Raw genomic sequence first — 21100 nt, forward strand, 5'->3', positions numbered from 1 at the left:
GGTATCGATCACGGGCCGTATCCGGAGTTTTGGTCGCTCTCAAGAGGCGACCGTCACCGGATGCGCACCTCGTACGCTCACGACACGGATCCCTACCGTGACGGGCCACAGCGTTCGATCGCGTCCAGCAGGATCGCGCAAGCGAGCTCGATCTCCTCGGCGGTCACGGTGAGCGGCGGCATCAGCCGGATCACGCTGTCTTCGCGGCCGCCGAGTTCGACGATCAGCCCGTGCTGCAACGCGTAGGCCTGCACGGCGCGGGCGTAGCCGCCCGCCGGACGGCCATCGCGCGGATCTGCCAGCTCGATCCCCCACATCAGGCCGAGGCCGCGCACCTCGCGGACCCAGACGTCGCCGTGCAGGCTGCCGAGCCGTTCCGCGAGCTGCCGCCCGCGCTGCCGGACGTTGCCAAGAACGTCGTCACGCCGGACGATGCGGACCGCCGCCGCACCGGAGGCGAACGCGGCCTGGTTGCCGCGGAACGTGCCGGTGTGCGCACCGGGTGCCCAGCCGTCCAGCCGCCGGTCGTAGAAGATCACCGCCACCGGCAGTCCCATCCCGCTCAAGGCCTTCGAGGCGATGATCACATCGGGCTCGATGTCGTAGTGCTCGAACGCGAACCAGGTCCCGGTGCGGCCGCAACCGGTCTGCACCTCGTCGACGACGAGCGGGATGTCCAGTTCCGCGGTCAGCGCGCGGACCCGCCGCACGAAGTCGCGGTCCGCCGGGATGATCCCGCCCTCGCCCTGCACCATTTCCAGGATCACCGCGGCGGGAAGGGGGATGCCGCCGTTGGGATCTCGCAGCGACCGTTCCAGCAGGCCGACGCAGTTGGTCGCACAAGTGTCGGGCGAAAGCCCCACCGGGCACCGGGCGCAGTAGGAGTACGGGAAGAAGTGCACGCCGGGCACACCGTTGGCGATCGGCCGTTTCTGGGCGACGAGCCCGGTCAACGCCATCGCGGCGTGACTCGAGCCGTGGAACCCGCCCTGGAAGGACACCAGGTCACCGCGCCCGGTCGCGGTCTTGCACAGTTTGATCGCCGCGTCCACGGCGTTGGCGCCGCCGGGGCCGCAGAAGTGCATGCGCATCCGCGAGCGCAGCCCGGGCGGAAGCATGGACAGCTGGGCGTCGACGAACTCCCGTTTCGCGGGCGTCGGGAAGTCCAGGCCGTGGGTGAGCACGTGCATCTGTTCGGTGGCCGCGTGTACCAGTTCGGGATGGTTGTGGCCGAGGGAGAGCACACCCGCACCAGCCAGGAAGTCGAGGAAGACGTTCCCGTCCATGTCCCGCAGGTAACTGCCCGCCCCGCCCGCGATCGCGATCGGCAGGTGCCGGGGGTACGCCAGCGCGCTGGATTCCCACTGTCGCTGGTGTTCGAGGAACTCGGCCGAGCGCGGGCCCGGAAGGGCGCCCTCGACACGAGGCGCCATTCGAGCCGTGGGGGTATGGGTCATGGCAGCCTCCTTGCCGCGGTGAGCTTTTCCACCGTGTCGAGTTCGACCGCCGGATTGGCGTGCCAGCGGGTCCGGGCCGGAACGGTGGTGCCCTTCATCAGGAACGCGTCCGCTTCGGCGATCGCCCCGTCCGCCATGGTCACTCCATAGTGGACGAAGGAGCCGGTGCTGAGCGTGCATCCGGCGCCGATGTCGATGTAGTCCGATTTGAACGTGCCGTCCTCGAGCGAATGTCCTTGCACGACGGTGTGCAGGTTGAGCACGCAGTCGTCGCCGATGCTCACCAACGAGCGCTCCGGGATCGCACAGCCGTCGTCGAAGACACGGCGGCCGATCCGGACGCCGAGGCGGCGCAGCAGGAAGGGTTTGAACGCCGTCCCGTCGAACAGGGCGAGATAGCGGGCGGGGCTGAGTTTCCAGAACCGCTCATGCCGCCAGAAGACCGGATCGTAGATCGAGCAGAACCTCGGCCGCAGCGCACGGAAGCCCTGTGCGGCGAGTTCGGCCAGCATGAGGAACGCGACGGAGAACACCAGTGTCGCCACGATGCCGCCGCCGACCGCGAGCGGACCGACTCGCTCGTGCAGGACGCCCGCCGCGGTGCCGATCAGCAGGATTCCGAGCAGGTGCAGCCAGTGCACGAGCAGATGGACGGCGATGGTGACGGTGTTGTGGCGGTTCTTCGCCCGCAGACCCCGGCGCAGCGCGTCCCCGGTGCCGAGGTGCTCGAATCCGGTGTCGCGGAGGACGGTCCTGGGGATCTCGAACGCGGGCGACCCCAGCAGGCCGACGTTCTCCCGGACCGGCCCGTCCAGCGGAACGAGGACCTTGGTCGCCAGCAGGCAGTTCCGGCCGACCCGCGCGTCCGGCGGGAAAGCGATCTCGTTGCCAAGGAACCCCTCCGGCGCGACGGACGTCCTGCGCAGGCGGAACGACGAGGCGGAGACGTCGGCGTTGAGCATCGAAAGGCCGTCGGAGACCATCGTCCCGGTGCCGACCGTGCTCAGGAACGGCGTCTCGTGCTTGACCTCGACCCCGAAGTTGGATCCGGTCTGCTGGACCTTCGACAGGTCGTACCCCAGCGCACGCAGGTAGTACACGATGTAGCTGCTGTCACCGAACAGGTACGTGTACGCCCGCATGTTGGTCAGCCGTGCGATCAATCGCTGGATCGCGAAATGCCTGCCGTAGAGCGGATAGACGCGGTCCGGCCGGAGGAACAGGCCGAGCAGGCGCGGGATCGTGAGGACGACCGCCAGCCCGGCGAGCAACGTCCCGAAGTACAGCAGCGCGGAGTCGATGATCCGGCCGCGATAGAAGGCCCAGCTCGTGAAGTCCGTCGTCGCGGTGAGCCAGCGGTCGACGAACACGTCCGCCCCGCCCAGCGTCACGGGAAGCGTCACACCGAGCAGGAGCAGCAGGCTGGACGCGCAGAAGACGATCGGTCTGAGCTTGCCGCGCGGGACCGTTCCCAGCGCCCGATAGTCCACAGTGGAGAGACGAGCCGGTGACCCGTGCCAGCTCTCGCCATCGGGCACGGACTGCCCGGCGTTCAACGACGACGAGTGGCCGAGCTGCGCATCGTTGCCGATGGCCGTGCCGATGTCGAGCACGGTCATCTCGCCGACGAAGGCGTTGTCGCCGAGCGTGACGGGCCCGGTCTGGATCCGCCCCGCCCTCGCGCGGTAGCACGAGAAGTACGCGTCCTTCCGGATGACCGCCCCGGCGCCGACGCTGAACAGATCGGTGCAGACCGGCGGGTTCCGCGACAGGATCACGGCGCCCTTGCCGATGTCCGCGCCGAGCGCCCGTAGGTACCACGAGTACAGCGGCGTGCCGATGAACAGCATCAGCGGGCTGAACCTGATCAAGGTCCGGACCGTCCAGAAGCGCAGGTAGGCGACGCTCCACAGCGGGATCTCCCCCGGCTTCCACCGGCCGACGATCGACCACTTCGCCACGACCGGCACCGCGGACAGGATGACGAACACGACGAGCCCGAGCCCGGCGGCGCGTGCGTAACTCTCGACGAAACCCGTCGCGGCGGAGATCCAGGCGAATCCCGTGTCGAGGATCCAGCCCGAACCGGCGGCATAGGACAGAAAGGCCAAGAGCTGGAAGACTCCACAAAGGACATACGAAACGGCCGACGCCCGGCGTGGTTCTTCGGCGCGGGCGACCGTCACGTGGTCCGCGGCGGTGGTCGACTCGGCGAGTCCGCGAACGGTGGGGTTGAGGTACACGTCCTTCGCCGACAACGGTGCGAGGTCTCCGCGTTCCCGGATCACGGCGCAGAATTTGGCCACCAGCAGGGAGTCGGCCCCGTAGTCGTCGAAGAAATGCCCCGTCGCCGAGATCCGCTCGATTCCGAGGACACCACCCAAGGCCTCCGCCAAGCGGACTTCGTTCTCGGTGGCAGGCGCCACGTAGCCGACGTCGTTTCCCGCTCTTCGTGGACCAGTGGGCGCCGGGAGATGCTTGCGATCGGCCTTGCCCGCCGGGGTCAGCGGGATGCGGTCGAGTCTTTCGAGGTAGGCGGGCACCATGTAGCCCGGCAGCAGTTCCGCCAGGCGACGGCGAAGGTCACCGGGATCGACGTTCGTCTGGTCGCGGCGCAGGCTGTAGTAGGAGACCAGCTCGACGGTGCCTGGTTCCGGATGATGGGTTTCGACCACCGCCTGGGCGATTCCGGGGATCTGCAGGAGAACCGATTCGATCTCGGTGAGCTCGACGCGGTAGCCCCGGATCTTCACCTGGGTATCGGCACGGCCGTGGTACTCGATCTCCCCGTCCGGGGTGATCCGGCCCAGATCACCGGTGCGGTAGATGCGCTGGGACGGATTGTCGCCGATGCCGAGGAAATCCGGGATGAACGCGCGCTCGGTCAGGTCGGGCCGGTTGAGATAGCCGCCGGCGAGCCCGATCCCGGCGATGCCGATCTCGCCGAGTTCGCCCGAGGCCAAGGCCCTCGGCTCGTCCGGGTCGAGGATGACGACCGAATAGGTGGGCAGGGGCACCCCGATGGTCACCGGTCGATCCGGCCGCAGCACCGACCACGTCGCGGTGACGGTGGCCTCTGTCGGGCCGTAGACGTTGAGAAACCGTCTCTCCTGGCGATGCCAGCGACGCACGAGGTCTTCGGGACACGCTTCGCCGGACACCAGGAGGAACCTCAGCAGCGGCAGATCCTCGTCGAGGCTGGCCAGCAGGGTCGGGACGCAGCACAGCGCGGTGACCTTGTTCTCCCGCAGGAACTCGAGGAGGTCGTGGCCGACAAGGGCGGCGCCGCCGGGTTTCGGCACGAGCGTCGCGCCGCTCAGCAACGGCACCCAGATCTCCTCGACCGAGAAATCGAACGCGATCGTCATGCCTTGGTAGACCCGGTCGGTGGCCTGGATGCCGTAGACCTCGGCGGCGACCTGGACGAAATTACAGATCGAAGGGTGGTCGATCGCCACGCCCTTCGGCCGCCCGGTCGAGCCGGATGTGTAGACGACGTAACAGAGTTCGTCGGCTGGAGCGCCCCGCTCGGCCGCGGTGAGCCGCTCGCCCGGCTGCCCGGCGATGTGATCGGCGTCCTCGTCGAGACAGACGAGATCGACGCTGCCCGGCTCGAACCGGTCCCGCAGGGCGGAGGTCGACACCACGAGCCGGACGCCGGCGTCCTGGACGATGTAGGCCAAGCGGTCGTCCGGAAAACCCACGTCCAATGGCACATACGCCGCGTTGACCTTGAGCACCGCGAGCATAGCGACGTAGGGGTGAACCGGTTCGCCGAACAACAACCCGATCCGGTCGCCGGGCCGCACTCCGCGTGTTCGAAGGTGCCGGGCGAGCCGGTTCGCGTGCTCGTCCAAACCGTCGAACGTGAGCTTTTCGCCCTCGGCATCCACCGCGACCCGGTCGCCGAGGCCGTCCCCTCGCAACCGGTCGCAGAGTCGCTCGTACAGCCCTTCCAGCCGTTCGCCTGCCCGCCATCGGATCCGCTGGTCATGGCCGACGCAGGTCAGGACCCGGCCATCGGTGGTGAACCGGCCGGACGGCAGTCTGTAGGGGCTCATGTCCTGTCCACCGCCAAGCCGAACGAGTCGTGCAGGGCGCGGACGGTGGTGTCGACGGCATCGGTGGGGATCACGGCGGTGAGGCGCGACTGCGAGGTCGTCATCGCCGGCACCGTCACTCGATGGCCGGCGAGGACTCGCAGCAACTCGGACACGAACCCGGGCGAATCGAGCAGCGCGGTGCCGACGACGGAGACCGAGCCGAGTTCGTCGAAGACCGTGGAGCGCGCGTCCAGCTCCATCGCGAGCCGGGTGATCGGCAGGCCGAGCGGCTCCGACCCCCGGACGGTGAACCGCAGTTCGCCGGGATCGGGCCAGCTCAGGTTGTCCGGCCGCACCCCGCAAGCCGCCAGCGTCGCGAGGACACGCGCGTAATGGTCCATGCCCGGGGCCGAAACCTCGACCCGGACCAGCCGGACGTCGCGCTCGTGCGCGATGCCGATGACGTGGGGCCGGCCTTCCAGCGATGCTTCTCCTGCCATCACGACGGTCGACGGGCCGGGATCCGACGCGTGCATCACCCGCACCGCCACCTTGTGACGGCGCGCGAGCTCGACGGATCTGGGATGCAGTACCCGGGCGCCGAGCCCGGCGAGCTCGACCATGGCGTCGTACGAGATCGTCCGGACCACCCTGGTGTCCCGGACGATCCGGGGATCGGCCGTGCGAACGCCGTGCACGTCGGTCCTGATCTCGCATTCGGAACCGCCGAGCGCGGCCGCGAGCGCCACCGCGGTGGTGTCGGAACCACCCCGGCCCAAGGTCAGCAGTTCGCCGTCGGCGTCGCGCCCCTGGAACCCGGCTACCACGACGACTCGCGCGTCACGCAACCGGGCGACGATCTTGCCGGGATCGACCCGCACGATGGTCCCCGCGCCCGGTTCACCCGCGACCTCGATCCCCGCCTGGTCGCCGGACAGCGAGACCGCCTCGACTCCGCGTTCGGCCAGCGCCATGGCCAGCACCGACGCGGACACCTGTTCACCGGTCGCCATCAACTGGTCGAGTTCCCGCGGAGCGGGCGGTTCGGCGAACTCACCCGCCAGTGCGATCAACCGATCGGTGCTGTCCCCCATCGCCGACACGACCAGGACCACCCGATCTCCCGCTTCGGCGATCGCGGCCACTTCGGCGGCTACCTCGTTCACCATTTCCGGGGTGGCCAGCGACGAGCCACCGTATTTTCGTATGACCAGTCCTTTGCTTCGCGTCTTCGGCAAGGGCGGGTCCGGGCTGACGTCGAGTTTCGGAGAAGGATTCACCATTTTCCTTAATAGGTCGCCACATTGGCCGCATTCGCGACGGGGTATACGACAGAGTTCGGAAGCGCCTGCCGGGCAAGGTGTCCTGGCGGAGATGACAGGTTTGGAAAGTAGTGCGGGTCACTTTCCACGGGTACCTCCGTAAGTACGAAAGATCGGTCACCCGTTTCTCGCAGGCCATAACCCGACGGCAGCGCGCAAGGTTATGGCGGCAAACAGCCGAGTTCGATGGAATTAGGTCAGACGAATGACGTATTCGCACTGACTTCGAAATTCGGGAGAACGACGGCGTGACAAAACGGAACGAATTTCCCCACTCGCCGGAAGTTACGAGATCCTTTTACCTGCCCGAAAAGCCCGATGTACATGAAGGCCCCCTTCTTTGCGGTAGGCGCAAGGAAGGGGGCCTTCATGTACATCGGGCCGCTAACCGGACTGAAGACGGGCCGGTTCCGGACTGCCCAACCGTCCATCGTGGACTTCGACGACCCGGTCGACCGCGGTGAGATGGGCGCGGTCGTGCGTGACCAGGACGGTGGCGGTGGCCCGCTGACGGGTCAAGCGTGTGATCAGGTCGATGACCGCGGCGCCGCGGTCGTGGTCGAGGGCGCTCGTCGGTTCGTCGATCAGCAGCACGGTTGGCTCGTTCATCAGTGCGCGAGCGATGTTCACCCGTTGCCGTTGGCCACCGGAGAGCTGGTGCGGACGACGCCCCGCCTGCTGCCCGAGCCCGACGGCGTCGAGCAGATCCATGGCCACGCCCCGTGCTTCGGCTGGGGAACGGCCGTCGATCCGGGCCATGACCTGGAGTTGTTCGGCGGCGGTGAGGGCGGGAAGCAGATTGGGTTGCTGGAAGACGATCCCGATCTTGCGGCGGCGAAGTCCGGTGAGTTCACCGCGGGTCAGCCCGGCGGTCTCGACGCCGTCGATGGTGACGGCACCGCGGTCCGGCGTGATGAGGGTGGCGGCGACGGCGAGGAGGCTGGACTTGCCCGAGCCGGAGGGCCCGGCGACAGCGGTGATCGTGCCCGGCGGGACATCCAGTGTGACGTCGTCGAGCGCGGTGAGGCGGGAGTCTCCGTCGGGATAGGTGAGGGTGACACCGGTCAGGTTCAGGCTCATCGGGCACTCCCCAGCGCGGTCAGCGGGTCGACGGAAGTGATGCGGCGGACGGAGAGCGCGGCCCCGAGAGCGCCGAGCAGGATCATCACCGCGGCCGGGACCAGCACCGTGGCCGGCGTCAGCAGGAAGGGCACGGCGGATCCGGCGACGACCGCGCCGAGGCCCACGGCCAGTCCGGTGCCGACGGCGGTGCCACCGACAAGCAGGACGACAGCCTGGCCGAGCGCGTCCTTCAGCAGGAACGGTGTGCTCGCCCCCAACGCCTTGAGGACGGCGATGTCACCGCTGCGCTGGATCGTCCAGACCGTGAAGAAGGCGCCGATCACGAGTGCGGAGATCGCGAACAGGAAGCCACGCATCAGTTGCAGCGAACCGTTTTCCGAGGTGTAGGAGCCGATCGCGGAGAGCGACTCGCTTTTCGAGACCGTCTTCGTGCCCGCGGCGAGATCAGCGGCCGCGAGATCGGCGTCGGCCGTGGTGTTCAACGCGAGCACCGTCGCGCTCGGCTCGCCGCCCGTGGGTGGCACGATCTTCGCCCAGATGTCGAGGCCCGCCCACACCACCGGAGTGTGGCTGAACCAAGCGTCCCCCGTCACGGCGGCGACCGTCAGCGGGCGCCCGGCCACGGCGATGGTGTCACCGCTACGGACGCCCAGGTCTTCGGCGGCGGACGTCGACAACACCACCGAGTCGCCGGTGATGTCCCCGCCGTCCGGGGCGAGCGCCGAACCGGGCCGGACTCCGAAGACGGAGATCCCGGCGCTGCGGTTCCCCGCGCCGGCCTTGGTGGTGGCGATGCCCAGCGGCTCGGCACCGGTGACGCCGGGGGTTTCGGCCCACTGCCGCCGCTGACTCTCGGTGATCGCGGAGTTGGCGTAGGAAAGGCTCTGCCCGTCACCTGGAGCGGCGAAGACGATCTTGTCGGCGGGCAGACCGGTGATCGCGGAAACGTTCTGCTCACCCAGCCCCGCGGTGAGCCCGGACAACAGGCCGACCAGCAGGGTGATCAGCACGACCACGGCCCCCATCAGGGCGAACCGCCCTTTGGCGAATCTCAGATCTCTCCAGGCGACGAACACGGTTCCGGTCTGTCCTCTCCGGCGGGTGGGCTGGTTACCTCTCCACGATCGCCGCCGGTGGCCGCGACGACATCTGGCCGGAGATGGCACTTCGCCAGCCGGAAGACGGCACGCCGCTTCTACCTTTGGATAGAGGCGCCCGCCGGTCCCGCTCCGTAATCTGGACGCACTGTGACCACCGCCCCCGCTTTGACCCCGACCAGCCGGGTGCTGACCTGGTGTCTGCACCTGCTGCTCGTCGCCCTGCTCGCACTCGCGGCCGTCCGTGCGGTGACGGACGGCTCGCCCGACGCCGGAGCGATCGTCGCGGCGGCGCTGACGTGCGCGGCCGTGTACGCGGTCGGCCCGCTCCTGCCGCGCGTCAGGACGTCCCGGCAGGCCGCCCTGTGGTGGCTGATCGCGGTCGGCCTCGTATGGCTGGTCCTGCTGGTGCTCACCGCCGACGGTGTCTGGGTCGCCTTCCCGCTGTACTTCCTGCAATTGCATCTGTTGCCGCGCCGCCAGGGCCTGCTCGCGGTGATCGCGACCGCGCTGGCGGCGATCACCGCGTTCGCCGCGCACCAGGGTTCCTTCGTCCCGGCGGCGGCGATCGGCCCGGCACTGGGTGCCGCCGTCGCGGTCGCCGTCGTCTGGGGATACCAAGCGCTGTACCGCGAAAGCGAACGACGCCGGAACCTGATCGAGGAACTCACGGCCACCCGCGCCGACCTCGCCGAAGCTCAGCACGAGGCCGGTGTGCTCGCCGAGCGGGAACGGCTGGCCCACGAGATCCACGACACCCTCGCCCAAGGTCTGTCGAGTATCCAGCTGCTGTTGCGTGCCGCGGAAAGAACCCTGCCCGACACCGCCGGGAACGCCGCTCGCTACGTCGAACAGGCTCGGCAAGCGGCTGCCGACAACCTCGCCGAGGCCCGCCGATTCGTCGTCGCGCTGTCGCCACCCGCGCTCGACGGCACCACACTCGTCGACGCACTGGAACGGTTGTGCGCCACCACCAGTGCCCGGCACCGGATCACCGCCCGTTTCCGGCTCACCGGTACTCCCGCTCCCCTGCCGACCGCGCACGAGGTCGCGTTGCTGCGCATCGGCCAGGCCGCCCTCGCGAACACCGTCCGCCACGCCGGCGCGTCCACCGCCGACGTCACCTTGTGCTACCTCGACGAGCACGTCACGCTCGACGTCGTCGACAACGGTGTCGGCTTCGACCCGGAACACAGCGGTTTCGGTCTGACCGCGATGCGCACCCGAGCCGAAGCCTTGGACGGAACCCTCGCCGTCGAGTCCTCCCCCGGCCACGGCACGGAGTTGTCCGTGCGGCTGCCCGTCGAACCCAAGGAACGTCCGTGACCGAACCCCCGATCCGGCTCCTGCTGGCCGACGATCACCCGATCGTCCGGGCGGGCCTCCGTGCCTTGCTGGAAACCGAACCCGGTCTCGTCGTCTCGGCCGAAGCCGCGACCGCGGAGGAAGCGGTTGCCCGCGCCGCGGAAGGCGACATCGACGTCGTGCTGATGGATCTGCGCTTCGGCCCCGGCATGACCGGCGCCGAAGCCACCGCGGTGATCACGGCGCGGCCGGACGCTCCGCGCGTGCTGATCGTCACCACCTACGACACCGACGCCGACACGCTGCCCGCCATCGAAGCGGGTGCCACCGGCTATCTCCTCAAGGACGCCCCGCCCGAGGAACTGGCGGCGGCCGTGCGCACGGCCGCCGCCGGGCGCACCACACTCGCCCCGACCGTCGCCGACCGGTTGATGCACCGGATGCGGATGCCCGCCACCGCGCTGACCATGCGCGAGCTGGAAGTCCTGGCCCTGGTCGCCGACGGCCTGTCCAACCGGGCCATCGCGGAACGGCTCCACCTGACCGAAGGCACCGTGAAATCCCACCTCGCCCGCAGCTACACCAAACTCGGCGTCGACTCGCGCACGGCCGCCGTCGCCACCGCGACCGATCTTGGCCTCATCCGCCGCTGACTGCCTCGTGAGTGTTCAGGACGGCTATTGAGAGGTACGTCAACCGTGTCGTGGTGCACGCCGAACAGGATCCGGTCATCTATGCCTCCGGTTGGGCGCTTTGTTCGGGGGTCGTGAGTGGCAATGGTCGTTCTAACCCTCTTTGCCACTCACGACCCCGCGCAGAGTCGGACATCAAGTCATAACTCGGGCGTTCGATCGACACGAAGTGTCCCTTGTGGACATTTGCGGCAGCCAGGTCGACAGTCGGCCCGGAACCGCGCCATCCCATGTCGTTGCGAAGCGCCACGTTTGCCTCGCCCTCAATGGAACCGTCCCGAACACTCACGAGTCGATCAGCCTGCGAGCACGCCGCTGACCTCGTTCGGCGTTCCCGGGATCGTGCCGGTCGCGGTCTTCGTGCCGGTGGCGAGGTCGACCGAGTGGATCTCCTTCTTACCGGGATCGGTGACGTAGGCGGTCCCGCCCCGGACGAAGATCGCCGGACGCGGCTGCTGCCACTCGATCGGCTCCTGCCAGGACCCGAGGACGGCGATCTTCGTCGTCACCGCACCGGTCACCGGGTCGATCACGTGGATGTGGCCGTCGGTGCCCAGTACCAGCGCCTCGCCTTGAGGGCCGCGGGCCAGCGAACGGAAGGTGTAGCTGGTCCCGATGTCGACGTGCTTGAGCGTGGCCTTCTCGGTGTCGATCAGGGAAATCCGGGTCGGGCGTTCGAGCTCGGCCGCCTCATCGACCTTGTAGTCGCCGAGGGTGATCGGCGAGACATCCGAACCCGCCTGGTTGCCGATGCGTCCGTAGGCATCCGGGCTGGTCACCTTGGTGATGACACCGTTCCGGTAGATCAGCACACCGGTCTCGCAACCGACCACGATCGCCTCCCCGCGCGCGGCGGCTTCACCGTGCACACCGGGGCATTGCTCGTTGCGCGCGATCTCCTTCTTGTCCTTGTCCAGCACCACGATGCCGGACCGTTTGTCCTCGTTCCCGACGGTGGTCACCAGTTCGCCGTTCTCGAGTTCGACGGCCACGCCATGGTGCGCTTCCGGCGTCTTGTGCTTCGGCGCGGGAAGGGCCGCGGTGCCGATCGTCTTCGGGTCGAAGACGGTCACTTCGCCGGTCCCGTCGGCGAACAGCACCGTCTTCCCGGCGTGGCGGACGACGTGCCCCGGCTTGGCGGCCTTCACCTCGTTGTCCGTCAGCACGGCGCCGGCGGCGTCGAGTACCCGGAACCCGGTGGCGGTCGAGACCATGAGGTGCCGGTCGTTCCCCGCCGGGTTGAGGCGGTTGAAGCCGTCCAGCGGAAGGGTCTTCGCCACCTGCAGGGTCTTCCCGTCGAGCAGGGCGATTCCGCCGTCGTAGGTGACGGCCACCGGATCGGCGACGACCGGCGCCGGTGTGGCACCCTTTCCGGGGTCCGCCGCCGGCTGTTCGGTCCCGCAGGCGGCGAGCGCGAGTGTGCTCGCCGTCGTCGCCATCAGCGCGAGATATCGGGTCTTGCGTGCCATTTTCACTGTGCCTTTCGTCTGTTCCGATCAGGAACGGGTCAAACCGGTGGTGATCGATTCGGTGTTGGCGCGCATCATCTCCAGGTAGGTGGCCGCGCCCTGGCCTGGTTCGCTGAGCGACTCGGAGAACAGCGGGGCCACCTCGACGTGCAGCCCCGCCTGCTCGGCCAGTACCCGCGCGAGCCGGTCCGGCTGTGAGGAATCCGCGAAGATCACCGGCACTCCCGCCGCGCGGACGGTGTCGGCGAGTGCTTTCAGATCCGAGGAACTGGGCGACGCGAGCGTCGTTCCGCCGGGGATCACCGCGCCGACGACCTCGAACCCGAACCGCTGCGCCAGGTAGCCGAACACGTGGTGATTCGTCACCAGTTTCCGGCGCTCACGGGGAATCCCGCCGAACTTCTCGGTCATCGTGCGGTCGAGCGCTTCGATCTCCCCGCGATAGCGTTCGGCGTTCGCGCGGATGACCGCTTCGTCGACGCCGCCGACATGGGCGACGACCTCGTCCGCGATCGTCTTCACCGCGTCGCGCACCCGCGCCGGATCCGTCCAGAAATGCGGGTCCGGCTTGTTGTCGGCGTAACTGATCGGATTCACCCGCTCCCCCGCGGGGAGGGCCGGTACGCCGTTTTCCTCGGCTGTGCGGACGGTGCGCAGCATGCCTTCTTCGAGCCCGAGTCCGTTGTAGACGATCAGGCCGGCGCGCTCGACCTGCGCGGCCTGCTGCGCGGACATACCGAAGGAATGCGGGTCGGCGTTCGGCTTCATCAACACCGTCACTTCGGCCTGATCGCCGACGACGGCGCGGGTGATGTCGCCGAGGATGTTCGTCGTGACGACGACCGACTTGCCGCCCGCGCCGCTTCCGGAGCACCCCGCCGCCGCCAGCAGCGCCACCACGAACAGGGCGAGTACCCGGCGCCTCATCGGCCGGTCTCCACGATATGGCCCGCCTTGCCGCCGACCTTCAGCGTCCTGGCACGCCGGAGGTTGTCGTTGTAGTCGATCTCGTACACCTCCGCGGACAGCGGGTTGTTGAGGTAGGCGCGGGTCGAATCGACCTGGATCGAGGCGGCGGCGGTGCCTTCCGGGGTCAGGAGCGGGACCGCCGTCTGTTCCTTTCCGGCGGCGTCGAACGAGCGCAGCTTCCCGTCCCGGGTGAGGGCCAGCAGCGGGCCACCCTCACCGACGGCGTTCACCGCGGCGACCTGCCCGGTCTCGACGTACTGCCAGCTGCGACGCCCGACGTCGAGCGACCACACGGCGGAGTCACCCGCCCTGGCGGCCAGCGTCGCGCCACCCGGCCGGTGGAAGAAGGCGGTGGCGCGTTCCTGTGCGGTGACACTGCGCGGATACGGGATTTTCACCCCGGCGAACGCACCCTCCTTTTCGGTCACCAGCAGGGCGCCGTCCGCGCATCCGAAGACGACACCGCGGCGGGTCACCGCCTGGCCGCGCAGTTCCGGGCACGGCTGGTCGATCTCGGCGACGGCCTTGCCCTGGCGGTCGTGGACCCGCACACCGCGGGCGAACGGCTTTCCGGCGTCCGCCACCGTGGCGATGATGTGCTCGCGGTAAGGGATGGCGACACCGGCATGCGGCTCTCGCGTGATCTTCCCCAGTTCTGTGACGGTCCCCTTGTCCAGTGCGGCACGGTCGAGCAGCGTCGCCGATCCGTCCGAATAGGACAGTGTGGAGACGGCGGGATCGCTGTAGGCCGCCAAAAGCTGTTTACCCGGCGCCACCCCGACATCACGGACCTTCGCCCGGTAGTAGTGGACGTGGTCACCGTGGTCGACCATCCAGGACCCGCTGTCGACGACCCGGATCGTGCCGTCGCCGGCGGTCAGGTAACCGAAGCGGCCGTCGCCGGTGACGGCCCGCACGCCGTCGACGCGACCGACTTCGTGCACCTCCTCGGTGATGAGGTCCACGACGCGCACCGCACCCGTTTCCGGGTCGGCGACGATCAGCCGGGACTGCGCCTCGGCCGCCTCTTCCGCGCCTTCGACATAGCCGTGCGGGACTTCCGCGGTCACCTCCTTCGGCTGCTCGCCGCCGCACGCCGCCAAGGTCAGCGCCGCGACGATCGCCGTCACTGCTTTCAGTTTCATCGTGAGCACTCGATCTCCGGTGTCAGGGAACGGAATCGCTGTCGTACGAAGGACAGGACCGCGGAAAGGAAGAACAGGAGGACCGCGCCGGCGGCGATGGTCGCGCCCGCCGCGGTGCCCCAATGCCAGGACACGAGCAGGCCGCCGACCGTGGCGGCGATGCCGAGCAACGCCGCGATGAGCATGATCGTGGTGATCCGCCGGGACCAGAAGAGCGCCGCCGCGGCGGGGGCGATGAGCAGGCCGAACACCAGCAGTGTCCCCACGACGCGGAACGACGCGACGATCGTCAGCGTGACCAGCCCGAGCAGCACCGCGTTCGCGAGACGTGGCCGCAACCCCAGGGTGTGCGCTTTGCGGACGTCGAACGTGAGGGCGGTGAACGAGCGATGTCCCACCAGCGCCACCACCCCGACGACGAGCAGGGTGATCGCGAGGCCCACCAGATCGCCGGACCCGACGGCGAGTACGTCACCGAACAGGAATCCGGTGAGATCGACGGCGAACGACCGCGAGTGGGACACGATGATCACGCCGCTCGCGAGCATGCCGACGAACAGCAGCCCGATCGTGGTGTCCTCGGAAAGCCGTCGCGAACGCCCGAGCGCCGTCACCCCGAGCGCCATCACACCGGCACTGATCGCCGCGCCGATCAGCAGGTTCACGCCGGTCAGCGAGGCGATCGCCACGCCGGGCAGCATGCCGTGCGACATCGCGTCGCCGATGAACGCCATACCGCGCAACACCACCCAGGTGCCCACGACCGCGCACACCGCCGAAACGAGCACGCCCGCCAGCAACGCACGCTGCACGAACGACACCTCGAAGGGGATCAGCAACCAGTCCACGCGTCACACTATAGTGGTAATGATTGTCATTATCTGGAAGAGGGTGGGATGACCCCGGACACAACGGCGCTCACGATCGACCGTGCGCACGCCCATTACGGCTCCCGCGAGGTGCTGCGCGGGATCACCGCTCAGGTCCCGTCGGCGCGGCTCACCGCGGTCGCCGGTGCGAACGGCGCGGGCAAGTCGTCGCTGCTCAACCTCGTCGCGGGCGTGCTCCCGCCGACCACCGGTTCGGTGACCCGCCGGGATCCGGGCCGTGTCGCCTACGTGACCCAGCAGAGCGAGGTGTCGCGGTCGCTGCCGATCACCGTGCGCGCCACCGTCACGATGGGCCGCTGGGCACACCGGGGCCACTGGCGGCGACTGTCCAAGTCGGACCGGAACATCGTCGGGGAATGCCTTGAGCTGCTGGAGATCACATCGATCGCGGACCGGTTGATCGGCACACTGTCCGGCGGACAGCGGCAACGCGCGCTGGTCGCGCAGGGGCTCGCCCAGCGAGCCGGGTTGCTGCTGCTCGACGAGCCGTCGGCCGGACTCGACCTGCACGCCCGCCGCTTGATCGACGAAGCACTACGCGCCGCACTCGCCGAGGGCACGACGGTCCTGCGGGTCACACACGACCTCGAAGTGGCCGGCCGGGCCGATCATTGCCTGCTGCTGCAGGACGGCCGTCTCGTCGGCGAAGGTGCGCCTGCTTCGGTGCTGACCCCGGAGCGCGTCGCTGAAGCCTGGGGGCTTCCGATCGGCATTCGCTCAGGGGCCACCGATGCTCGCTAGGGAGATCCGACCCCCGGCGCCGGTGGATCGCCTCGAACTCCCGCCCGAACTGCTCGCGGTTCTTCCCATCGGCCGGGCCATCGACGGCGGTCTGCTGTGCGTCGATCTCCGGCAAGGCGAGCACCACGGTGGCGTCGTGAAGTGGTACGCCAGTGAAGGGATCTACGAGTCCGGCTGGACGAGTGTCGCCGAGCGGCTCGACGGCCGTGAACCGCCTCCTGTCATCGGCGAAGCCACCGCACGGTGACATCGAGCGCTTCCTCCGCCGACTCCCCGAACCCGTGCCCCGCACCGGCGAGCGAGTGCCAGCTCGTATCCGGCCGCGCGAGTGCGGTCTCACGCGCGATGGCATGGGAGACGTGCTCATCCTCCGAACCGTGGACGACGAGCGCGGGAATCGAGGACGAAAGGAAAGCGCCGCGCGGATCCAGGTGGGCGAACTCGTCGAACAGCGCGGCCCCCAGCTGAAACCGGCCTTCGATATCCAGAGACCCTTTGTCCGCCAACGAAGTCCGGTCCGAGTACAGGGCGATCCCCCTCGGCAGCTCCGGTTCCAGGAACGTCCGCCGCAAGTCGAGCACCGGCTGCCAGAGCACGACCCGCCGCACGGGGAGCGACGCCAGCGACAGGGTCGCGCTCACCGCGCCGAAGCTCGATGCCACCACCGAGACGGGCCCGCCCACCGAGCCCACCGCGGCGCGCAGGTCCAGCAGTTCGCCCGCGATGGTCATGTCCCTCGGCCGTCCCTCGCTGCGGCCGTGTCCGCGAAAGGAGAACCGCAGCACCGTGAAACCCGCCGCTGTGAGCCGCGGGGCGAGGGCGCCGAACAGCCCGTTCTCGTCGAGATCCGCGGTGATGCCGTGGACGAGCACGACCGTCTCCGGGCCGCCCTCGTGCCGGACGCTGTCGAGCTGGAGCCCGTCGGACGTCGCGATCACAGGTACAGCACCGCGGTGAGCACCATGCCGCCCAGACCGACCAGCCAGGTGTACGGCAGCGTCGAGACCATCGCCCGTTCCGGGCGCACCCCGGCGTACTGGGACGCCCACACGGTCTGCGTGCTGGTCGGGTCGGAGACGCTGAACACCTGGTTGTAGGAGGCCATCAGCCCGACGACGGCGGGAAGCGGGTAGATGCCACCGGTGACCAGCACGCCCGCGACACCGGCTCCGAGGCCGAACACGTTCAGCGGGCCGCGGAACAGGCACAACGGGACCAGCGCGGCGAAGACCACGACGAACCACACCGCACCGGACGGGCTGATGGACGCCACGATCGGCGTCAGCGCGCCCTTCGCGCCGGGGAGTTTCACCGCGGCCAGCAGCATCCCGATCGCCACGAACAGCGCGATCGGCGGCGCCGCGACGTCGAACGCCTTGTACAGCGAACGCAGGCCACGTCCGCTGAGCTCACCCCATTTCGTCGTCGTCACCAGCGCGTAGACCACACCGGCCAGCAGGGACGGCACGATCGGCACCGCGAATCCAAGCGCGAGGACGATCGGCAGCAACGGCGAAAGCAGCGCGTACCAAGGGGCGTCACCGCGACGGACACGCGCCTTCGGCCGGTCCAGTTTCACCGCCCAGGTGTGCCGGGCACCGCGCCGCGTCTGGATCAGGACGTAGGCGATGCCGACGACGAGCGCCATCGGGAACAGTTTGATCATGATCGACTTGACGTCGGAAACCGGCGCGCCCAGCGCGTCGGACAGGAACTGCCACACGGCCAGTTCCAGCGGCGAGCCCGCCGAGATGCCCATCAGCACGGTGCCGCCCGCCGCGACGGGACTGACGCCGACCGCGATCATCGCCGGGATGCCGACCACACCGGCGAGCATGGCGGCCGGGGCCGATCCGGTGATGCTGCCGCACAGGATCGACACGCCGAACACGCCGAGCGCGACGACCGACGGCCGCTCCCCGCCGAACTCGACGATCTTGCGCACGAGGGTGCCGGCGATGCCGGTCTCGTCCATGAGGGTGCCGAGCCACGAGCCGAGCAGGACGGCGATCATCGTGGACGCGAGCGTCGCGGAGCCGGTCTGGAGCACACCGGTCAGGATGCTGTCCTTCGCACCCGTCAGGGGTGCTCCGGCGAGGACGGCGATGCCGAGCGCGAGCAGCACCAGCGCGAACGCCGTGGGCAGCACGCGGGTGAGCATCAGCACGACGCCCACCGCCATCAGGACGAGAATCGCGATTCCCATGGTCAGTTCCCTCCCGCGAGCGCGGTGGTGATGAGCAGCGGGCTGACGCCCAGACCGCTGCGGAGGTGAGCGAAGCGGTGCGCGGCGATCTCCTCCGCGCCCGCGACATGGGCCCGCAGACGCAGCGGCCCGAACCGGAACGCGGTATGCCCGAGCCGTCGGTTCAGCTCACGCACGTCGAGCCGGTGGTGCGCCAGTTCGTGTGCCACCGCGGCCCGGCGCAGCGCTTCGCGGGTCACTGGCCATCCGCGTGCTCGCGCCAGTTCCTCGACCCGGCGCAGCGCCTCGGTGTACACGACGACCGTGCCGCGCTGGTGCTCGGCGAGCAGCAATTCACTGTCGCTGACGCCGCCTTCGCGCTCCACGACCTGGACGTCGTCGGAGTCGGTTCCGGTGGCCAGCTCGTCTCCGTAGGCCAGCGCGATCTCCGCCCAGGCACGCAGTTGTCCGTCGGTGCGGTTCTCGTGTGTGGGCGTCGCCCGCAGGAGTTCGACGGCCAGATCGAGGTCGCTCATCGGCGGTCCTGGAGGATCATGACGACCGGCTCGTCACTCGCGCGGGTCTTCAGCTCGGCCCCGGCCAGTGCGAGCAGCTGGTCTCTGTCGAGCACACCGGACAGATCCGCGATCTTGGGTCCCACCAGCAACCAGACGGCCGGCGCGCGGGAGCCGCCGTCACCGTAGCGGGTGTGCTGGTCGGTGAGCGTGGCCAGCCGCGTCGGGGCGGAACCCGCATCGGAGGTCTCGACGACCGCACCCGCGCCGTGCAGCCGGATCACGCCTTCGCCGTCGACGACCCGCACATGCCGCACCGGCTTCGTGAACCGGCCGAACACGCCCTGCCGCCGGGCTGACGCGCTGAAGACGCGGTGATGCGCCGTGGACGCGACGCGCCGAAGCCGGTCGGGTCCGACACCGATGCTGCGTGCGACCGCCGCGCCGATCGTGTCTTCGTCCACTGTGGACGCTCGATCCTTGGTGCGCAGTTCGGTGGCGCCGGTGGCGACCGCGCGCACCAGGTTGCGCTGTGGGTCGACCGTGACATCGACCTCGACACCGGCCGGATCGGCGCCCTGCGCGACGACGGCGGCCTCGGCTTCGGACCGCACGGCGAGGACATCGGCGTTGGAGGGACTGGGCACGATCCGCTCGACCGACTCCCGGACCAGGGCCAGCGCGGCGCCGAGCGGGCTGATGACCTCGGCGTGCGCGGCGATCCGCCAGTCGTGCCCCGAATCCTCACCGAGGAACGGGGTGACCGCGGCCGCCCCGCCGCCACCTCCGACCAGGGTGGGCCGATCCAGCCGGTATTCCCGGATCAGCTCGTCGACGACCGCGCGCACCGGCTTCATCGCCTGGCGCGACACCGCCCGCGCGGCCTCCTCCACCGAAGTCCCCATCGCCTCCGCGAGTGGTGCCAGCGCCAGCCGCGCGGACTCCGCCTCGGAACGCGCGTACGAATCACCGGGCACGATGCCGAGCGCGTTCGCGGCACACGTCAGAGTGAGCGCGTACCGCTTGCCGTCGGCCGCTTCGAGCGCGACGTAGTCACTCGGGTCGTCCGGCCGAGGGGAAACGGTGACCAGTTTCGCCCCTTCCAGCGCCGACGCGGGTGCGAAACACGCGTAAGGCAGGCCCGCGATATGGGCGCTGCGTGGCCCGACGTCGGTCACCGTACGTCCGGAGAATCGGATCAACGAGCCGCCGCCGACGCCGATCGTGCGGACGTCGAGCGCGGGCAGATAGGTCTCATGCCCGCCGAGGTGCGCGTGTCGCACCAGCACCCGGCCACGGCGGACCACGCTGATGTCGGTGGACGTGCCGCCGGTCTCGAGGAACAGCCCTTCGCTGAGCTTCTCCCCCATCAACGCGCCCGCGACTCCCGCGGCGGGCCCGGACAACGCCGTCAGCAGCGGCCGCCGCCGCATTTCCGGCAACGACATGACGCCGCCGTCACCACGCACCACCATCAACGGCGCGGTCACCCCCGCCCGGCGCACGCTCGCCTCGACCAGGTCGGCGGTCGACACCATGCGCGGCATGATCCCCGCGTTCAGCACCGCGGTGCGCGCCCGCTTCGTGAGCCCGTACAGACCGGTGATCTCGTGCGTGGCCGTGGCGAGCACGTCCCGCTCCCGGGCGGCGGCCGCCACCGCCCGCTCCCCCTCCGGATCGTCCACACTGAACGGTTCGACGGCGACGATCACTTCCGCCCCTTGGCGGACCAGATCATCGACGGCCTCGCCCGCATCGGAGAGCTCACGCACCGGCGCGAATCGCACCGGGAGTTTCCGGCCGGGTGCCAGCTCCATTTTCGCGAACGCCCCGAGCCGCCGGGTGGCGAAAGCGTCGAAACCGGTGCCCACCCCGGCGATCCCGACCGTCGCCACGTCGCCTTCCAGCAACGCGTTGGTCGCCTGGGTGGTGCCGTGCGCGAGGAACGACACGTCCTCGGCGCCGATGCCGACCTCGGCACGGAGTTTCTCCAGCGCCTCGAGGATCCCGTGTGCGACACCGTCTTCGTGGTCGTGGCTGGTGGGGACCTTGACCTGGCCGAGCAGCGCGAACGTGCGCGCGTCGACGGCGACGGCGTCGGTGAACGTGCCACCGACATCGATGCCGACGCGTACCGGAGTGGGTTCGGATGTCTTGGACCTCACTGTCCACCTCCTGGGGGAATGG

Annotated in this window: 17 protein-coding genes; 4 read left to right on the top strand and 13 right to left on the bottom strand. The window is 69.2% G+C overall.

Going from position 1 to position 21100, the window contains the following annotated elements; translation table 11 throughout:
* Nucleotides 1-92: 92 nt before the first annotated feature.
* The 5 genes from ACFWIW_RS27820 to ACFWIW_RS27840 all read right to left on the bottom strand — a co-directional run bounded on the left by ACFWIW_RS27820 (nucleotide 93) and on the right by ACFWIW_RS27840 (nucleotide 8981).
* Entirely contained in the window at nucleotides 93-1457 is a 1365-nt protein-coding gene (locus ACFWIW_RS27820) for an aspartate aminotransferase family protein (RefSeq protein ID WP_378371189.1), read from the bottom strand.
* Nucleotides 1454-5518, bottom strand: a complete 4065-nt coding sequence (locus ACFWIW_RS27825) for a Pls/PosA family non-ribosomal peptide synthetase (protein ID WP_378371190.1) — start codon at nucleotides 5516-5518, stop codon at nucleotides 1454-1456. The genes ACFWIW_RS27820 and ACFWIW_RS27825 overlap by 4 nt, the downstream gene beginning before the upstream one ends.
* Nucleotides 5515-6783, bottom strand: coding sequence for an aspartate kinase (locus ACFWIW_RS27830; protein ID WP_378371191.1), 1269 nt, complete (start codon nucleotides 6781-6783; stop codon nucleotides 5515-5517). The genes ACFWIW_RS27825 and ACFWIW_RS27830 overlap by 4 nt, the downstream gene beginning before the upstream one ends.
* A gap of 423 nt (nucleotides 6784-7206) precedes the next feature.
* A complete protein-coding gene (locus ACFWIW_RS27835; RefSeq protein WP_378371192.1) occupies nucleotides 7207-7902 on the bottom strand; it encodes an ABC transporter ATP-binding protein in 696 nt (231 codons plus the stop codon).
* Nucleotides 7899-8981 carry an ABC transporter permease gene (locus ACFWIW_RS27840; RefSeq protein WP_378371193.1) on the bottom strand — a complete coding sequence of 361 codons (1083 nt, stop codon included), beginning with the start codon at nucleotides 8979-8981 and terminating at the stop codon, nucleotides 7899-7901. The genes ACFWIW_RS27835 and ACFWIW_RS27840 overlap by 4 nt, the downstream gene beginning before the upstream one ends.
* 171 nt (nucleotides 8982-9152) lie before the next feature.
* Between ACFWIW_RS27840 and ACFWIW_RS27845 the strand changes: the two genes are divergently transcribed.
* Both ACFWIW_RS27845 and ACFWIW_RS27850 read left to right on the top strand, forming a co-directional pair.
* Nucleotides 9153-10328, top strand: coding sequence for a sensor histidine kinase (locus ACFWIW_RS27845; RefSeq protein ID WP_378371194.1), 1176 nt, complete (start codon nucleotides 9153-9155; stop codon nucleotides 10326-10328).
* Nucleotides 10325-10960, top strand: coding sequence for a response regulator (locus ACFWIW_RS27850; protein ID WP_378371195.1), 636 nt, complete (start codon nucleotides 10325-10327; stop codon nucleotides 10958-10960). The genes ACFWIW_RS27845 and ACFWIW_RS27850 overlap by 4 nt, the downstream gene beginning before the upstream one ends.
* A 335-nt stretch (nucleotides 10961-11295) precedes the next feature.
* On the opposite strand, the gene aztD is transcribed toward ACFWIW_RS27850, so the two are convergent.
* Genes aztD through aztB form a run of 4 tightly spaced genes read right to left on the bottom strand, consistent with a single transcriptional unit; the run spans nucleotide 11296 to nucleotide 15430 of the window.
* Nucleotides 11296-12468, bottom strand: coding sequence for a zinc metallochaperone AztD (gene aztD, locus ACFWIW_RS27855; RefSeq protein WP_378371196.1), 1173 nt, complete (start codon nucleotides 12466-12468; stop codon nucleotides 11296-11298).
* A 27-nt stretch (nucleotides 12469-12495) separates the two neighbouring features.
* Entirely contained in the window at nucleotides 12496-13395 is a 900-nt protein-coding gene (gene aztC, locus ACFWIW_RS27860; protein WP_378371197.1) for a zinc ABC transporter substrate-binding protein AztC, read from the bottom strand.
* A complete protein-coding gene (locus ACFWIW_RS27865) occupies nucleotides 13392-14582 on the bottom strand; it encodes a hypothetical protein (RefSeq protein WP_378371198.1) in 1191 nt (396 codons plus the stop codon). Before ACFWIW_RS27865 ends, aztC begins: the two co-directional genes overlap by 4 nt.
* A complete protein-coding gene (gene aztB / locus ACFWIW_RS27870; RefSeq protein WP_378371199.1) occupies nucleotides 14579-15430 on the bottom strand; it encodes a zinc ABC transporter permease AztB in 852 nt (283 codons plus the stop codon). The genes ACFWIW_RS27865 and aztB overlap by 4 nt, the downstream gene beginning before the upstream one ends.
* A 48-nt stretch (nucleotides 15431-15478) precedes the next feature.
* Between aztB and aztA the strand changes: the two genes are divergently transcribed.
* A complete protein-coding gene (gene aztA, locus ACFWIW_RS27875; RefSeq protein ID WP_378371200.1) occupies nucleotides 15479-16213 on the top strand; it encodes a zinc ABC transporter ATP-binding protein AztA in 735 nt (244 codons plus the stop codon).
* The gene (locus tag ACFWIW_RS27880) at nucleotides 16203-16460 is read left to right on the top strand and encodes a hypothetical protein (protein ID WP_378371201.1); all 258 of its coding nucleotides are present in this window, start codon (nucleotides 16203-16205) and stop codon (nucleotides 16458-16460) included. The genes aztA and ACFWIW_RS27880 overlap by 11 nt, the downstream gene beginning before the upstream one ends.
* On the opposite strand, the gene ACFWIW_RS27885 is transcribed toward ACFWIW_RS27880, so the two are convergent.
* From ACFWIW_RS27885 to ACFWIW_RS27900, 4 genes are read right to left on the bottom strand one after another with little or no spacing between them, the layout of a single operon-like run.
* Nucleotides 16435-17151, bottom strand: a complete 717-nt coding sequence (locus ACFWIW_RS27885) for an alpha/beta fold hydrolase (protein ID WP_378371202.1) — start codon at nucleotides 17149-17151, stop codon at nucleotides 16435-16437. The genes ACFWIW_RS27880 and ACFWIW_RS27885 overlap by 26 nt on opposite strands.
* The gene (locus ACFWIW_RS27890) at nucleotides 17148-18419 is read right to left on the bottom strand and encodes a transporter (RefSeq protein WP_378371203.1); all 1272 of its coding nucleotides are present in this window, start codon (nucleotides 18417-18419) and stop codon (nucleotides 17148-17150) included. Before ACFWIW_RS27890 ends, ACFWIW_RS27885 begins: the two co-directional genes overlap by 4 nt.
* A 2-nt stretch (nucleotides 18420-18421) precedes the next feature.
* Complete coding sequence (locus tag ACFWIW_RS27895; protein WP_378371204.1) at nucleotides 18422-18934, bottom strand: hypothetical protein; 513 nt, start codon at nucleotides 18932-18934, stop codon at nucleotides 18422-18424.
* Nucleotides 18931-21078 carry a hydantoinase/oxoprolinase family protein gene (locus ACFWIW_RS27900; RefSeq protein ID WP_378371205.1) on the bottom strand — a complete coding sequence of 716 codons (2148 nt, stop codon included), beginning with the start codon at nucleotides 21076-21078 and terminating at the stop codon, nucleotides 18931-18933. The genes ACFWIW_RS27895 and ACFWIW_RS27900 overlap by 4 nt, the downstream gene beginning before the upstream one ends.
* Nucleotides 21079-21100 lie beyond the last annotated feature (22 nt).

Source organism: Amycolatopsis sp. NPDC058340 (assembly GCF_042723975.1).
Taxonomy (GTDB): Bacteria; Actinomycetota; Actinomycetes; order Mycobacteriales; family Pseudonocardiaceae; genus Amycolatopsis.

Coding starts and splice junctions, on each gene's coding strand:
- ACFWIW_RS27820 (WP_378371189.1), bottom strand. CDS start 1,457: ATGACCCATACCCCCACGGCTCGAATGGCGCCTCGTGTCGAGGGCGCC.
- ACFWIW_RS27825 (WP_378371190.1), bottom strand. CDS start 5,518: ATGAGCCCCTACAGACTGCCGTCCGGCCGGTTCACCACCGATGGCCGG.
- ACFWIW_RS27830 (WP_378371191.1), bottom strand. CDS start 6,783: ATGGTGAATCCTTCTCCGAAACTCGACGTCAGCCCGGACCCGCCCTTG.
- ACFWIW_RS27835 (WP_378371192.1), bottom strand. CDS start 7,902: ATGAGCCTGAACCTGACCGGTGTCACCCTCACCTATCCCGACGGAGAC.
- aztD (WP_378371196.1), bottom strand. CDS start 12,468: ATGGCACGCAAGACCCGATATCTCGCGCTGATGGCGACGACGGCGAGC.
- aztC (WP_378371197.1), bottom strand. CDS start 13,395: ATGAGGCGCCGGGTACTCGCCCTGTTCGTGGTGGCGCTGCTGGCGGCG.
- ACFWIW_RS27865 (WP_378371198.1), bottom strand. CDS start 14,582: ATGAAACTGAAAGCAGTGACGGCGATCGTCGCGGCGCTGACCTTGGCG.
- aztA (WP_378371200.1), top strand. CDS start 15,479: ATGACCCCGGACACAACGGCGCTCACGATCGACCGTGCGCACGCCCAT.
- ACFWIW_RS27880 (WP_378371201.1), top strand. CDS start 16,203: ATGCTCGCTAGGGAGATCCGACCCCCGGCGCCGGTGGATCGCCTCGAA.
- ACFWIW_RS27890 (WP_378371203.1), bottom strand. CDS start 18,419: ATGGGAATCGCGATTCTCGTCCTGATGGCGGTGGGCGTCGTGCTGATG.
- ACFWIW_RS27895 (WP_378371204.1), bottom strand. CDS start 18,934: ATGAGCGACCTCGATCTGGCCGTCGAACTCCTGCGGGCGACGCCCACA.